Below are 14,604 nucleotides of genomic sequence, written 5' to 3'. Positions count from 1 at the left end.
GCGTTCTGTGCGGAGCGATTTCGTGGGGTGCTGCTCACGCCCGCAGCCCCCGGCCGGTGAGGTCGAGAAAGACGTCCTCGAGCGTGCGCCGCTCGACCGCGAGATCCTCGGCGAGCACATGCTGCGAGGCGCACCAAGCCGTCAAAGTCGCGAGCAGCTGGGGCGTGACATCGCCGGTCACGAGATAGCGGCCAGGCTCCGTCTCGGCAGCCTGCGAGCCGCTCGGCAACGCGGTCAGCAGCGTGTCAAGGCGCAGCTTCGGGACGGCGCGGAAGCGGATTTGACCCTCGGCGCCGGCCCGCGTGAGCTCCGCCGGACTGCCCTGTGCGACGACCCGGCCTGCGTCGACGACCACGACGGTGTCGGCCAGCTGCTCCGCCTCGTCGAGAAAATGGGTGGTGAGCACGACGCTCACGCCGTCGGAGCGCAGCGAGCGCAGCAGGTCCCACGTGCCGCGGCGCGCCTGCGGGTCCATGCCCGACGTCGGCTCGTCGAGGAACACGAGCTCAGGCCGCGCGACCAAGGCGAGCGCCAACGACAGCCGCTGCTGCTGGCCGCCGGACAGCCGCTTCACTGCGGTGCCGGACACCGCCGACAAGCCGACGACTTCCAGCAACGCGCCGGGATCCTGCGGGTGCGCGGCATACGAGGCGAACAGCCGCAGCAGCTCGAGCGCCGTGGCGCCGGTGTAGCCGCCGACGCCGTCCTGCAGCATGACGCCGACGCGCGGACGCAGCGCCACGGCGTCGCGGATCGGGTCGAGCCCGAGCACCCGCACCGATCCGGCGTCGGCCCGGCGGAAGCCTTCGCAGATCTCGACGGTGGTCGTCTTGCCGGCGCCGTTCGGCCCGAGCAGCGCGAGGACGGCGCCGCGCGGGGCGGTCAGCGAGACGCCGTCGACGGCACGCAAGGCGCCGTAGGCCTTGACGAGATCGGCGACCTCGACGGCAGCGGGCTCGGCGGGCACGCCGCCAGTCTAGGAATCCGCGAGACCAGCCGCCGCGCTGCGCTCAGTGAAGTGACCCGCTGCGCTCAGCCGCCGCGCTGCGCTCAGCCTGCGAGCTTCGCGCTCACGGCGAAGTCGTCCACGTAATCCTGCCGCGACAGCCGCTGCACATCGGCGCGGACCGTCTCGGTGATCTCGCGCAGCACCCGTGCGCTGCGTTCGCGCTCCTGCATGCCGGCAAACACCAGCGGCGTGCCGAAGTGCACCTCGAGGGGCGCCCGGTGCCAACCGCGGGTGCCCGGTGGCTGCACCTCGCGGGTGCCGATCAGGCCGACCGGGACGACCGGCGCCTCGCTGCGTAACGCGAGCCGCGCCACGCCGGTGCGGAACTTGTGCAACCGGCCGTCCGGCGAGCGGGTGCCCTCTGGGAAGATGCCGAGCACTCGACCTTCGGCGAGCAGGTCCACGCCGACGTCGATGGACGCCGCCGCCGAGCGGGTGTCCTTCCGCTCGACCGGAACCTGCCCGAGGCCGCGGCACAACGCGGCCATCGCCGCGCCCTTGAGCCCCGGCGCGTTGAAATACTCGGCCTTGGCGAAGAAGAAGACCTGACGACCCGAGGTGATCGCGCTGAAAACCTCGTCGCAGAACGAGACGTGATTCGCCGCGAGGATCACCGGACCGCTGGCCGGCACGTTGTCGGCGCCGACGACCTTTGGGCGGAAGACCGCGCGCAGTGCCGTCCCCACCGTCAGCTCCATGGCCCTATACAGCACGCCTCGAACCTAGCGGAGCGCCGCGGAAACGAACCCATGACGCGGACGCCGAAAGATCACACGCCCCAGGTCCGAACCTGCTCGGGGAAATACGTCATACTGGTGTTGTGAAAATCCCCGGACGTGCCGCAGCGGCAGCCACCGCTGGCGACCGGACCCGGGACGCGGTGGGTCGCGCGGTCCTCGAGAACGGCCCGCAGAGCGCCGCCGACCTCGCCGACCGGCTCGGCCTGTCCGCCGCCGGGATCCGCCGTCATCTGGACGCGCTCGTGGCAGACGGCACGCTGGTGGAGCGTGAGCCGCGTCCGTCCGCCTCCCGTGGCCGTGGCCGCCCCGCTCGCCTTTACGCGCTGACCGACGCCGGCCGCGGCGCATTCCCGCACGCCTACGACGACCTCGCGAACACCGCATTGCGCTACCTGCGCGCGACGGGCGGACCCGAAGCCGTCGTCGCCTTCGCCGAGCACCGCGCCGCCACGCTCATGCAGCAGGTCGCGGCGAACATCGACGCCGCGTCGCCGCTGGCCGAGCGCACCGAGGCGATGGCCGGGGCGCTGTCGCGCGGCGGCTACGCTTCGACGACGCAGCGCGCCGGCGTCGGCGTTCAGCTGTGCCAGCACCACTGCCCGGTCGCGCACGTCGCGGCCGAGTTCCCCGAGCTGTGCGAAGCCGAGACCCGCGCCTTCGAGCAGGTTCTCGGCACCTACGTCCAACGGCTCGCCACGATCGCGCACGGCGACGGCGTGTGCACGACGCACGTGCCGCTGTCCGTCGACCAACCCGCCCACTCCGGGAGGAACCAGATATGACCACCACGCCCGAACGCCTCACCCAGGACGAGCAGATCGACGCGCTGGGGCGGTACGGCTTCGGCTGGGCCGACTCCGACGTCGCCGGAGCGGCCGCGCAGCGCGGCCTGTCCGACCTCGTCGTGCGCGACATCTCGGACAAGAAGCGCGAGCCGCAGTGGATGCTGGACCGCCGGCTGAAGGCGTTGTCGATCTTCGACAAGAAGCCGATGCCGACGTGGGGCTCCGACCTGTCCGGCATCGACTTCGACAACATCAAGTACTTCGTTCGGTCGACGGAGAAGCAAGCGGCGAGCTGGGACGACCTGCCCGCCGACATCAAGAACACCTACGACAAGCTCGGCATCCCCGAGGCGGAGAAGCAACGGCTGATCTCCGGCGTCGCAGCCCAGTACGAGTCTGAGGTCGTCTATCACAAGATTAATGAGGAGCTCGAGCGCCAGGGCGTGATCTTCCTGGACACCGACACCGCGCTCAAGGAGCACCCGGAACTGTTCGAGGAGTACTTCGGCTCGGTCATCCCGTCCGGGGACAACAAGTTCTCCGCGCTCAACACCGCGGTGTGGTCCGGCGGGTCGTTCATCTACGTGCCGAAGGGCGTGCACGTCGAGATCCCGCTGCAGGCCTACTTCCGGATCAACACCGAGAACATGGGCCAGTTCGAGCGCACGCTGATCATCGTCGACGAGGACGCCTACGTGCACTACGTCGAAGGGTGCACCGCGCCCATCTACAGCTCGGACTCGCTGCACTCGGCCGTGGTCGAGATCATCGTCAAGAAGGGCGGCCGCTGCCGCTACACGACGATCCAGAACTGGTCGAACAACGTCTACAACCTGGTCACCAAGCGGGCGAAGGCCGAGGCCGGCGCGACCATGGAGTGGATCGACGGCAACATCGGCTCCAAGGTCACCATGAAGTACCCCGCGGTATGGCTGACCGGCGAGCACGCCAAGGGCGAGGTCCTGTCCATCGCGTTCGCCGGCGAGGGCCAGCACCAGGACGCCGGCGCCAAGATGCTGCACCTCGCGCCGCACACGTCCTCGACCATCGTCAGCAAGTCGGTGGCGCGCGGCGGCGGCCGGACGTCCTACCGCGGGCTCGTCCAGGTGAACAAGGGCGCCTACGGCAGCGCCTCGACGGTGAAGTGCGACGCGCTGCTCGTCGACGACATCAGCCGCTCGGACACCTATCCCTACGTCGACGTCCGCGAGGACGACGTGTCGATGGGCCACGAGGCGACCGTGTCGAAGGTCAGCGAGGACCAGCTCTTCTACCTGATGAGCCGCGGCCTGTCCGAGGACGAGGCGATGGCGATGGTCGTGCGCGGCTTCGTCGAGCCGATTGCCCGCGAGCTGCCGATGGAGTACGCCCTCGAGCTCAACCGGCTGATCGAACTGCAGATGGAAGGAGCCGTTGGCTAGATGACGGCCCTGCTCAAAACACCGACCGGATCGCCGGCTGAACGCTTCACCTCGCTCGACCCCGACGCGTTTCCCGCGGTCAGCGGTCGCGATGAGGCCTGGCGCTTCAGCCCGCTGGCCCGGCTTCGCCCGCTGATCGAGGGCGCGCCAAGCGGAGCTTGCCTCGAATGGAACGTCGAGCTGCCGGCCGGCGTCGAGCTGGTCGAGCTGGCCAGTGACGACCCGTCGTTCGGCGAGTTGCCCGCGCCGGTAGACCGGCTCAGCGCGCTCGCGCTCGCCCGCTCCGGCGGCGCGCTGGCGCTGCGGATCGCGAAGGGCGCCGAGCTCGACGAACCGGTCATCGTTCGGCTGCGCGGCACCGGAACGTCGGACGCCGTCTGGTCCCACGTCGTCGTCGACATCGGCGATCACGCGCAGGCCACCGTCGTGCTCGCCTACGAGGGCAGCGCCCATTACGCGGCCGAGACGTCGGTGCTCGTGCGCGACGGCGCCCGGCTGTCCCTCGTGCAGGTGCACGAGTGGGCAGACGACACCCTGCACACCGACCACGTCGGCGCCCGGGTGGGCCGCGACGCGGCCTACCGCTACACCTCCATCTCCTTGGGCGGCGGCGTCGTCCGCACCTCGCCGACCGTCGCGTTCACCGGCCCCGGCGGCCGTGCCGAGCTGCTCGGCGTCGCCTTCGCCGGCGAGCATCAGCACTTCGAGTCCCGGCTGTACATCGACCACAGCGCGCCGCAGTGCACCTCCGACGTCCTGTACAAGAACGCGCTGCGCGGCGAATCGGCCCGCACGGTGTGGGTCGGCGACGTGCGCATCCGGCCGTCCGCCGTCGGCACCCGCACCTACGAACTCAACCGCAACCTGCTGCTCTCGGACGGCGCGCGCGCCGACTCGGTCCCGAACCTCGAGATCGAGACCGGCGACATCGCCGGCGCCGGGCACGCCAGCGCGACGGGACGATTCGACGATCTGCAGCTGTTCTACCTGCAGTCGCGCGGCATTCCCGAGGACGAGGCGCGCCGGCTGGTGGTCCGCGGCTTCTTCGCCGACGTCGTCGAGCGAATCGGGCTGCCGGAGCTTGAGGCGCGCATCATGACCGCGATCGAGGCCCGCCTCGGTTTCGCGGCCGAAGACACCGACCTGGAGACCGAATGAGCACCCTGGAAATACGCGACCTGCACGTCACGGTCGGCGCCGGCGACGACACCACCGAGATCCTCAAGGGCGTCGACCTGACCGTCTCCTCCGGCCAGACGCACGCGATCATGGGCCCGAACGGCTCGGGCAAGTCCACTCTCGCCTACTCGATCGCCGGCCATCCGAAGTACACGGTCACCGGCGGCTCGGTGACCCTCGACGGCGCGGACGTCCTCGCGATGACCGTCGACGAGCGCGCCCGCGCAGGGCTGTTCCTCGCCATGCAGTACCCGGTCGAGGTGCCGGGCGTGTCGGTGTCGAACTTCCTGCGCAGCGCGGCGACCGCGGTCCGCGGCGAGGCGCCCAAGCTGCGCACCTGGGTCAAAGAGGTCAACTCCGCGATGACCGCGCTGGAGATCGACAAGGCGTTCGCCGAGCGCAGCGTCAACGAAGGCTTCTCCGGCGGAGAGAAGAAGCGGCACGAGATCCTGCAGCTCGAGCTGCTCAAGCCCAAGATCGCGATCCTGGACGAGACCGACTCCGGCCTCGACGTCGACGCGCTGCGGGTGGTCAGCGAGGGCGTGAACCGCGTCCGCCAGGACGGCATCGGCACCCTGCTGATCACGCACTACACGCGCATCCTCAACTACATCGCCCCGGACTTCGTGCACGTCTTCTTCGGCGGGCGCATCGTCGAGTCGGGCGGCCCGGAACTCGCCGACGTCCTCGAGAACGAGGGCTACGCGCGGTTCGGGGTGCCGGAGATCGCGAGCGCGTGACATGACTCTCGACGTCGAGGCGGTCCGCAAGGACTTCCCGATCCTCAGCCGCGAGGTGCACGGCAAGCCGCTCGTGTACCTCGACTCGGCCAACAGCGCGCAGAAGCCGCAGGCGGTCATCGACGCCGAGGCCGACTTCTACGCCCAGCACTACGCCAACGTCGCGCGCGCCGTGCACACCCTCGGCAGCGAGGCGACCAACGCGTTCGAGGGCGCCCGGGACAAGGTGGCGGCCTTCCTGAACGCGCCATCCCGCGACGAGATCATCTTTACCGCCAACATCACCGCAGCGCTGAACCTGCTCGCCTACTCGTTCTCGAACGCGAGCACCTTCCCCGGCGCCGATCAGTTCCGGCTGGGCCCGGGCGACGAGGTCGTCGTCACCGAGATGGAGCACCACAGCAACCTCGTGCCGTGGCAGCTGCTGTGCCAGCGCACCGGCGCGACGTTCCGCTGGATCCCGATCCACGGCGACGGTCCGAACAGCGGTCGGTTGGTCGAGTCCGCCATCGACGAGGTGATCACCGAGCGCACCAAGATCGTCTCCTTTGTCTACCAGTCCAACGCGCTCGGCACGATCAACCCGGTCGAGCGGATCATCGCCCGGGCGAAGGCAGTCGGCGCGTACACGATCGTCGACGCGGCGCAGGCGGCGCCGCACCTGCCGCTCGACGTGCAGGCGCTCGGCGCCGACTTCGTCGCGTTCACCGGCCACAAGCTGTACGGCCCGAGCGGCGTCGGCGTGCTGTGGGGCCGCTACGAGCTGCTCGCCGCCATGCCGCCGTTCCTCGGCGGCGGCGAGATGATCGAGACGGTGTCCATGCAGGGCACCACCTACGCCGAGCCGCCGCACCGCTTCGAGGCGGGCACGCCGATGATCGCCCAGGCGGTCGCGCTCGGCGCCGCCGTCGACTACGTCACCGGCCTCGGCATGCACGACATCCGCGAGCACGAGCAGGCGCTCACCGCTTACGCCCTGGACGCGCTGCAGACGGTGCCGGACCTGTCGATCATCGGCCCGTCGACGCCGGTCGATCGCGGCGCGACGATCTCGTTCGCGATCAAGGGCGTGCACCCGCACGACGTCGCCCAGCTACTGGACGAGGATGGCATCGCAGTGCGCGCCGGACACCATTGCGCGCGCCCGGTGTGCGTGCGCTACGGCGTGCCGGCCACCACCCGTGCCTCGTTCGGCATTTACACGACCACTGCCGAGATCGACGCTCTCGTCGCCGGCGTCCGGCGGGTCCAGGAGGTGTTTGCGCGGTGAGCGTCTCCATGGACTCGATGTATCAGCAGATCATCCTGGACCACTACAAGAACCCGCAGCACCGCGGACTGCCCGACCCGTTCGACGCCGAGGTGCACCACGTGAACCCGACCTGCGGCGACGAGGTCACCCTGCGGGTGCGGCTCGCCGACGGCGCGGTCGCCGACCTCGGCTGGGAGGGCGAGGGCTGTTCGATCAGCCAGGCGTCCACGTCGGTGATGAGCGAGCTGGTCGTCGGCAAGCAGGTCGACGAAGCGATGGCGCTGCAGCAGAAGTTCCTCGAGCTCATGCAGTCGCGCGGCGCCGCCGAGCTGACCGAGGCCGACGAGGACGAGCTCGAGGACGCCGTCGCGTTCGAGGGCGTGTCGAAGTACCCGGCGCGCGTCAAGTGCGCGCTGCTGGGCTGGATGGCGATGAAGAGCGCCGTGGCCGAAGCCGGCTGGGGCACGAGCGGCCACGACCCGAAAAAGGAGAGCTCATGAGCTCGGCAACACTGCCGTCCCGCGACGAGATCGACGAGGCGATGCGCGATGTCGTCGACCCCGAACTCGGGATCAACGTGGTCGACCTCGGCCTCGTCTACGACGTCAGCGTCGAGGACGCCGAGGGCGGTCGGGTCATCACCATCGACATGACGCTCACCTCGGCGGCCTGTCCGCTGACCGACGTCATCGAGGACCAGGCGCACTCGGCGTTGACCGGCGGGCCGACGCCGCTCGCGACCGACATCAAGATCAATTGGGTCTGGCTGCCGCCGTGGGGCCCGGACAAGATCACCGACGACGGCCGCGAGCAGCTGCGCGCCCTCGGCTTCAACGTCTGACCCGGCGCACTGCACGCAGGCGGACCAGCGGTGACGACACCCAACAGCAGCGGCCCGGACAGCTCGCCGATCGGCTTGGCGGGCCGCATCACCACGGCCACCCGCGGCGCGGACGGCCCCGGCGAGGTCGAGGTGCGCATTCGCGGCGGCACGGAGACGTTCATCGCCCGCTCGGCCGAGCCGCTCGCCAAGAACCAGGCGGTGATCATCGCCCAGACCCTCGGGCCGCGGACCGTGATCGTGCTGCCATGGGCCGACCCGGTGGAGTCTCTTCTCGAGCTTTGAGTAGCGTCGAATCAAGGAGGTGACCGCCCGTGTTCGGTTACCACGTGCCGGCGCCAGACCAGGCGATGCTCGTCTCCGGCGGCAGGTCCGAAGGCGGCACGCCGTTCCGGGTCGTCACCGGGCACGGCGCGTTCGTCCTGCCGTTCGTGCGCAAGTACCAGTTCTTGACGCTTGCCATGTTCGAAGCCGAGGTCGACGAGCCGTGCGTGACCCGCCAGGGCATCGCGTTGACCGTCAAGGCGGTGATCGCGGCCAAGATCGGCAACGACCAGGAGTCGATCGTCAACGCCGCGCAGCGGTTCCTGTCCGACCAGGACCAGATGGCGACGCTCACCGGCCGCATCTTCTCCGGCCACCTGCGCTCGATCATCGGCTCGATGACCGTCGAGGAGATCATCACCGAGCGGCAGAAGCTCGCCACCGAGGTGCTCGACGGCTCCAAGGACGAGATGGCGAAGATCGGGCTGATCGTCGACGCGCTGCAGATCCAGTCGATCGACGACGGCGGGCTCGGCTACATCAAGGCCATGGCGGCGCCGCACAACGCCCGTATCCAGCAGGCGGCGCAGATCGCCCAGGCGGCCGCCGACCAGGCGTCCGCCGAGGCGCAGCAGCAGTCGTTGCGCAAGCAGGCCGAGTACGAGCGCGAGACCGCGGTGACCCGGGCCGGCTACGCCGCCGAGACCCAGGCCGCGCAGCAGCGGGCCAGCCAGGCCGGGCCGCTCGCCCAGGCGCAGGCCCAGCAAGAGGTCATCGACGAGCAGACCCGGCTGGCCCAACGTCAGGCCGAGCTACGCCAGCAGCAGCTCGTCTCCGAGGTGATCAGGCCCGCTGAGGCGGAGGCCGAGCGCGTCCGCATCCTCGCGAAGGCCGACGCGGAGCGCACCCAGATCCAGGCGGCCGCCGCGGCCTCGAGCAACCGGGTCGCGCTCGACCAGCTGTTGATCGAGCAGCTGCCGCTGATCGTCGAGAAGGCGGCGGGCGGCCTGGCCAATGCCAACGTCACGCTGCTCAACGGCTCGGACGGGCTGTCCGAGGTGGTGTCCGGACTCGTCGGACAGGGTCTGGCGATCTTCGACTCGCTGCGCTCGAACGTCGGCGCCGACAAGCACGGCCGCGACGACGCAGGTGCCCGGCCGGCGATCGAGTCCGGCGACGAGCCGGCGTGACTGCGCCGGTTCCTGGGGCGCCGGTTCCTGGGGCGCCGGTTCCTGGGGCGCGCGCGGACGTCGACGCCGACGTGTTCGACTACCGCGGGCTGCTCGACGACCACGAACGCGCGCTGCTCGACCGCTTGCGGGCGTGGCTGCTGGACAACCTCGCGCCGGTCGCCGACGACCACTGGGCCCGCGCGGAATTCCCGCACCAGCTGCTGCCCGGCTTCGCTGAACTCAACGTCGTCGGCCTGCCCTACGACCTGCCCGGCACGCCGACCGAGGGCCGGCTGCTGGCCGGCTTCGTCAGCCTGGAGATCTCCCGCGTCGACTCGTCCTTTGCCTCGTTCTACGGCGTGCACAGCGGCCTGGCGATGGGCTCGATCTACTACTGCGGCTCCGACGAGCAGCGCGAGCGCTGGCTGCCGGAGATGCGGAGCTTGGCCAAGATCGGCGCGTTCGGCCTGACCGAACCGCACGGCGGCTCGGACGTCGCCGGCGGGCTGGAGACCACGGCGACCAGGAACGGCGACGGATGGGTGCTTGACGGCGCGAAGCGCTGGATCGGCAACGCGACCTTCGCCGACCTGATCGTCATCTGGGCCCGCGACGTCGCCGATGACAGGGTGTTGGGCTTCGTGGTCGAGAAGGGCACGCCGGGCTTCACGGCCACGAAGATGGAGGGCAAGCTGGCGTTGCGCAGCACGCAGAACGCCGATCTCGTGCTCGACGGCGTGCGGGTGCCTGACGCCAACCGCTTGCAGCGGGCGAACAGCTTCAAGGACACCAACACGGTGCTGCGGCACACCCGCGGCGGGGTGGCGTGGAGCTCGGTCGGGGCGATGATCGCCGTCTACGAGGTCGCGGTGCAATACGCGACGGACCGCGTCCAGTTCGGCCGGCCGATCGGCGGCTTCCAGCTGGTGCAGGACCTGCTCGCCCGGATGCTCGCCAACATCACCGCCTCGCTCGGGTTGGCGGTGCGGGTGGCCCAGTTGCAGGACGACGGCATCTTCCGCGACGAGCAGGGCGCCCTGGCGAAGTCCTATTGCACGAGCCGGCTGCGGGAGACCGTCGGCTGGGCGCGCGAGCTGCTCGGCGGCAACGGAATCCTGCTGGACTACGGCGTCGCGAAGTACTTCAACGACGCGGAGGCGCTGTACTCCTTCGAGGGCACCCGCGAGATCAACTCGCTGATCGTCGGCCGGTCGATCACCGGCCTGGGCGCGTTCACGTAAGCGCGCCGACGCTGTGGTCCTGGCGTGTCGCGCTTTCGGCGGGGGAGACCTCGGGGAGCGCGTCCTCCGCGATCACCACGCGGTTGCGGCCCTGCCGTTTCGCCTCCAGCAGCGCGGCGTCGGCGGAGCCGACGACATCGGCGAGCGGCTGTCCGGCCTCGGCCATCGCCAGCCCGAAGCTGGACGTGTACGTCGGGCAGTCCGCGGTCACCAGCGTCAGCGCCAGGCGCTCGCGGATCCGCTCCAGGATGCGCACCGCTTCGCGCTGGTCGCAGTCCGGCAGCACCACCACGAACTCCTCGCCGCCGTAACGCCCGCACAGGTCGTCCGGACGCAGGCATTCGCGCAGCACCCGGGCGAAGACGCGCAGCGCCTGGTCGCCCGCGCCGTGCCCGTACTTGTCGTTGACGATCTTGAAGTGGTCGAGGTCGGCGAACGCGACCGCATAGGCCCTGCGTTCGGAGACCAGCTCGCGGACCGAATTCTCCAGTGAGCGCCGGTTCGGCAGGCCGGTGAGCGCGTCGGTGCTGGCCGCGATTTCGGAGCGGGTGAACGCGCGCATCATGCCGATTCGATCCGAGGCACGCCGCGACACCAACTCCAGCGCCGTGCGTCCCTCGACGGGCGGCGGAGCGTCGACCGGGCCGGCGGCATGCACGACCCCGACCGTCGTCCCGCTGACGCTCACCGGGACGCACACCGCCGAGCAGGGGGTCGGCGCATCCTTCAAATACGGGCAGGCGTCGAGCGCGCGGCTCGACTCGAACACCAGCACCTCTCCGCGCTGCGCCGCCGGGCAGTGCCCGGGCGACTCGACCGAGCAGCCGGTCTGCTTTGCGTCGCCAGTGGTCACCGTCTGCTGGAAGTGCGCCCGGCTGGAGTCGGCGAGCAACATCTCGACGCTCAGCTCCGGCACGGTCTCCCCGAGGGCCTGTTCGACGACGGCGAACACCCGTTCCTCACTCGGCGACAGCTCGAGCGCGCGCTGCAGCCGAGCCTCGAACTCATTCGCGCGCGCCACGCCGGCCAGGTCGTTGTCGCGTTCGGCGAGCTCGACGTCACGTCGCCGTGCGACACGCCCGAGCAGCGCATGGCTGCCGATGGCGATCAACAACGCCAGCACGGCGAGCACGATCAGCGTGGTGATGTCGCCAGAGATGGAGTGCTGCAGGGCGGCGAACTGCCCGGCCCACCAGGAGTCGTCGGCCGTCCGCACCACGGCGAAGTCCACCTGCGCTTGCTGGACGAGCGCGCTCATGGCGAGGAACGTCGTGAGGGTCGTTGAGGTCGCCCGCGTCGGGGAGGCCACGCTGTCGGCGGAGCTTCGCTCGCTCGCTTTGGTGACCGCCGTGAGCGCCTTGTCGAGGGCGCCGGCGCCGGCCGGCAGCGGGCCCAGCTTCGCCGTTGCCTGCTTGTAGCGAGTCCACATCCGGACCGCGCGAGTCTGCGAGGCGAACGCGTTGAGCACCGCGCCAGATGACGCGGCGGTGTTTTGGCTGGCGCGGGCTACCGCGACTTGATGCTCGGCCTGGGAGAAATAGAGCTCAGAACGGGTGAGGTAGGTCGTGGCCGCGGTGTGCGCGCTCAGCAGGTCGGCGCGCTCGCTCACTCGGTTGACGATGATCACCGACGCGGCTACGACAAGCGCGACCAGCGCCGCGGCCAACGAGCCGACGAACCACACCCTGCGGTGCAGAATCATCGTGAACCCCCTCGATCGCGGCCGCCCGGATGCTGGGGCTACCCCGAGCTATCGGCGGCGCAGGCCCCGGCTTGAGCGATTGCCTCAAGACAGTCTCAGAAGTGCGGGCCGGGGCGGTCGGCCACCTCAGCGGCCATCGCCCGGTACCCTGGGCGATGTGGGAGCGATCCGCGCCGATTCGTGAGCCGGCCAGTCACGACACCACCGGCCCGCCTACTCGCAGGAGCTTTCCATGATCACCGCCCACGACCTCGAGCTGCGCGCGGGCGCGCGGATCCTGCTCGAGCCCGTGACGCTGCGGGTTCAGCCGGGCGACCGGATCGGCCTGGTGGGCCGCAACGGCGCCGGCAAGACCACCAGCTTGCGCACCTTCGCCGGCGAGACTCTGCCGCACGGTGGCCGGATCGACCGGACCGGCCCGGTCGGCTACCTGCCGCAGGACCCGCGAACCGGCGACCTCGCCGTGCTCGCGCGCGACCGGGTGCTGTCGGCCCGCGGGTTGGACGTGCTGCTCACCGACATCGCAAAGGTGCAGGTGCAGCTCGCCGAACGTCCGGACGACGACGGCCTGCTGCGGCGCTACGGCAACCTCGAGGAGCGGTTCGCAGCACTCGGCGGATACGCCGCCGAGAGCGACGCGGCTCGGATCTGCGCGAACCTCGGGCTGCCCGATCGGGTGCTCGGCCAGGCGCTCGAGACGTTGTCCGGCGGCCAGCGGCGACGGATCGAGCTGGCTCGGATCCTGTTCGCCGATTCCGGCGCCGAGCCCACGACGCTGCTGCTGGACGAACCGACCAACCACCTCGACGCCGACTCGATCACCTGGCTGCGGGACTTCTTGCGCCAGCACACCGGCGGCCTGGTGCTGATCAGCCACGACGTCGGGCTGCTCGACGCCGTCGTCAACAAGGTCTGGTACCTCGACGCCAACCGCGCGGCCGTCGACGTCTACAACGTCGGCTGGCAGACCTACCTCAAGCAGCGCGAGGCGGATGAGAAGCGGCGGGTGCGCGAGCGCGCGAATGCCGAGCGGAAGATCGAGTCGTTGAAGACCCAGGCGGACAAGATGCGCGCGAAAGCGACGAAGGCCCGCGCGGCGCACCAGATGGACCGGCGGGCGGCCGCCCTCGCCGCCGGCCTGGCCGAGGTTCGCGTGTCGGACAAGGTGGCCAGGCTGCGCTTCCCGGCGCCGGCGCCATGCGGCAAGACCCCGCTCACCGCGGCCGGCCTGTCCAAGAGCTACGGCTCGCTTGAGGTGTTCGCCGGCGTCGACCTCGCGGTGGACCGCGGCTCGCGGGTCGTCGTGCTCGGCTTGAACGGCGCCGGCAAGACCACGCTGCTGCGGTTGCTGTCCGGGATGGAGCCGCCGGACACCGGCGAGGTCGTGCCGGGTCACGGCCTGCGGTTGGGCTACTACGCCCAGGAGCACGAGACGCTCGACCACGACCGGACGATTCTCGAGAACATGCGGACGTCCGCGTCCAGCGTCGGCCGGTCCGATCTGACCGACACCGAGCTGCGCAAGATCCTCGGCGCGTTCCTGTTTTCCGGCGACGACGTCGCCAAGCCCGCCGGCGTGCTGTCGGGCGGGGAGAAGACCCGCCTCGCGCTCGCCATGCTCGTCACGAGCGCGGCGAACGTGTTGCTGCTGGACGAGCCGACCAACAACCTCGACCCGGTCAGCCGCGGGCAGGTGCTCGACGCGCTGCGCACCTTCGAGGGCGCGATCGTGCTCGTCACCCACGACGAGGGCGCCGTGGACGCGCTGCAGCCGGAGAAGGTGATCCTCTTGCCCGACGGCATCGAGGACACCTGGAGCGCCGACCTCGCCGACCTGATCACCCTCGCCTGACCCGAGCCCGCGGCCGACCGCGCCCGGCCCGATCAGGTCAATCCGTGCCAGCGGCTCGATGAGTCGATCTTGCGACCGCGCTCGGCGGGCTGATATCAACATCGATATCGCAGGGCAACAAGCCCCGGCGACCGCTGACGGGAGAACCGCCGCCCAGCGACCACGGCGGCATCACGAGGGGGAACCATGGCAACGCTCAAGAAGGGCGCCCGGATCACCGGCCCGGATCGCTCGAAGCTCGCCGGCGAGCTGAAGAAGGCCTACGACAAGGGCAAGAGCATCCGCGAGTTGGCCGACACGCACGGGCGCTCCTACGGCTTCGTGCACCGCGTCCTCTCCGAATCCGGTGTCGCGCTACGCGGCCGCGGGGGCGCCACCCGGACGAAGGCCACTTCGAAGGCTGCCC

Annotated in this window: 15 protein-coding genes; 12 read left to right on the top strand and 3 right to left on the bottom strand. The window is 70.2% G+C overall.

Features of this window, described 5'->3' with window-relative positions; translation table 11 throughout:
* Positions 1-34 precede the first annotated feature (34 nt).
* Together ACFFBG_RS04415 and ACFFBG_RS04410 are read right to left on the bottom strand one after the other, a co-directional pair.
* Positions 35-967 (bottom strand): ABC transporter ATP-binding protein, encoded by a 933-nt coding sequence (locus tag ACFFBG_RS04415; protein WP_375475962.1) that lies wholly within the window; start codon positions 965-967, stop codon positions 35-37.
* Positions 968-1,050: 83 nt separating this feature from the next.
* Positions 1,051-1,722 carry a lysophospholipid acyltransferase family protein gene (locus ACFFBG_RS04410; RefSeq protein WP_375475960.1) on the bottom strand — a complete coding sequence of 224 codons (672 nt, stop codon included), beginning with the start codon at positions 1,720-1,722 and terminating at the stop codon, positions 1,051-1,053.
* Positions 1,723-1,829: 107 nt separating this feature from the next.
* Between ACFFBG_RS04410 and ACFFBG_RS04405 the strand changes: the two genes are divergently transcribed.
* Genes ACFFBG_RS04405 through ACFFBG_RS04360 form a run of 10 tightly spaced genes read left to right on the top strand, consistent with a single transcriptional unit; the run spans position 1,830 to position 10,644 of the window.
* Entirely contained in the window at positions 1,830-2,531 is a 702-nt protein-coding gene (locus ACFFBG_RS04405; protein WP_375475958.1) for a helix-turn-helix transcriptional regulator, read from the top strand.
* Complete coding sequence (gene sufB, locus ACFFBG_RS04400) at positions 2,528-3,955, top strand: Fe-S cluster assembly protein SufB (protein ID WP_375475956.1); 1,428 nt, start codon at positions 2,528-2,530, stop codon at positions 3,953-3,955. The genes ACFFBG_RS04405 and sufB overlap by 4 nt, the downstream gene beginning before the upstream one ends.
* Positions 3,956-5,113, top strand: a complete 1,158-nt coding sequence (gene sufD, locus ACFFBG_RS04395; protein ID WP_375475954.1) for a Fe-S cluster assembly protein SufD — start codon at positions 3,956-3,958, stop codon at positions 5,111-5,113.
* Positions 5,110-5,874 carry a Fe-S cluster assembly ATPase SufC gene (sufC, locus tag ACFFBG_RS04390; RefSeq protein ID WP_375475952.1) on the top strand — a complete coding sequence of 255 codons (765 nt, stop codon included), beginning with the start codon at positions 5,110-5,112 and terminating at the stop codon, positions 5,872-5,874. Before sufD ends, sufC begins: the two co-directional genes overlap by 4 nt.
* 1 nt (position 5,875) lies before the next feature.
* Positions 5,876-7,144 carry a cysteine desulfurase gene (locus ACFFBG_RS04385; RefSeq protein WP_375475950.1) on the top strand — a complete coding sequence of 423 codons (1,269 nt, stop codon included), beginning with the start codon at positions 5,876-5,878 and terminating at the stop codon, positions 7,142-7,144.
* 8 nt (positions 7,145-7,152) lie between these two features.
* Entirely contained in the window at positions 7,153-7,626 is a 474-nt protein-coding gene (gene sufU / locus ACFFBG_RS04380; protein ID WP_375476261.1) for a Fe-S cluster assembly sulfur transfer protein SufU, read from the top strand.
* Complete coding sequence (locus ACFFBG_RS04375) at positions 7,623-7,967, top strand: metal-sulfur cluster assembly factor (RefSeq protein ID WP_375475948.1); 345 nt, start codon at positions 7,623-7,625, stop codon at positions 7,965-7,967. The genes sufU and ACFFBG_RS04375 overlap by 4 nt, the downstream gene beginning before the upstream one ends.
* A 30-nt stretch (positions 7,968-7,997) precedes the next feature.
* Complete coding sequence (locus ACFFBG_RS04370) at positions 7,998-8,252, top strand: hypothetical protein (protein WP_375475946.1); 255 nt, start codon at positions 7,998-8,000, stop codon at positions 8,250-8,252.
* A gap of 29 nt (positions 8,253-8,281) precedes the next feature.
* Positions 8,282-9,421, top strand: coding sequence for an SPFH domain-containing protein (locus ACFFBG_RS04365; RefSeq protein WP_375475944.1), 1,140 nt, complete (start codon positions 8,282-8,284; stop codon positions 9,419-9,421).
* On the top strand, positions 9,418-10,644 hold the full coding sequence (locus tag ACFFBG_RS04360; RefSeq protein ID WP_375475942.1) for an acyl-CoA dehydrogenase family protein: 1,227 nt from the start codon (positions 9,418-9,420) through the stop codon (positions 10,642-10,644). Before ACFFBG_RS04365 ends, ACFFBG_RS04360 begins: the two co-directional genes overlap by 4 nt.
* On the opposite strand, the gene ACFFBG_RS04355 is transcribed toward ACFFBG_RS04360, so the two are convergent.
* Entirely contained in the window at positions 10,637-12,346 is a 1,710-nt protein-coding gene (locus ACFFBG_RS04355; protein ID WP_375475940.1) for a diguanylate cyclase domain-containing protein, read from the bottom strand. The two genes, ACFFBG_RS04360 and ACFFBG_RS04355, sit on opposite strands and share 8 nt — an antisense overlap.
* Positions 12,347-12,578: 232 nt before the next feature.
* Here ACFFBG_RS04355 and ACFFBG_RS04350 point away from each other — a divergent pair, with 232 nt between their 5' ends.
* Both ACFFBG_RS04350 and ACFFBG_RS04345 read left to right on the top strand, forming a co-directional pair.
* Positions 12,579-14,198: an ABC-F family ATP-binding cassette domain-containing protein gene (locus ACFFBG_RS04350; protein ID WP_375475938.1), complete on the top strand. Its 1,620-nt coding sequence runs from the start codon at positions 12,579-12,581 to the stop codon at positions 14,196-14,198.
* Positions 14,199-14,384: 186 nt separating this feature from the next.
* Positions 14,385-14,604: helix-turn-helix domain-containing protein (locus ACFFBG_RS04345; RefSeq protein ID WP_375475936.1), on the top strand; the 220-nt coding region annotated here is incomplete at its 3' end.

This window comes from uncultured Jatrophihabitans sp., assembly GCF_964251945.1.
Lineage (GTDB): Bacteria > Actinomycetota > Actinomycetes > Mycobacteriales > Jatrophihabitantaceae > Jatrophihabitans.
The sequence above is the reverse complement of the archived record's forward strand: the minus strand, read 5'-3'. Positions and strand labels throughout refer to the sequence as shown.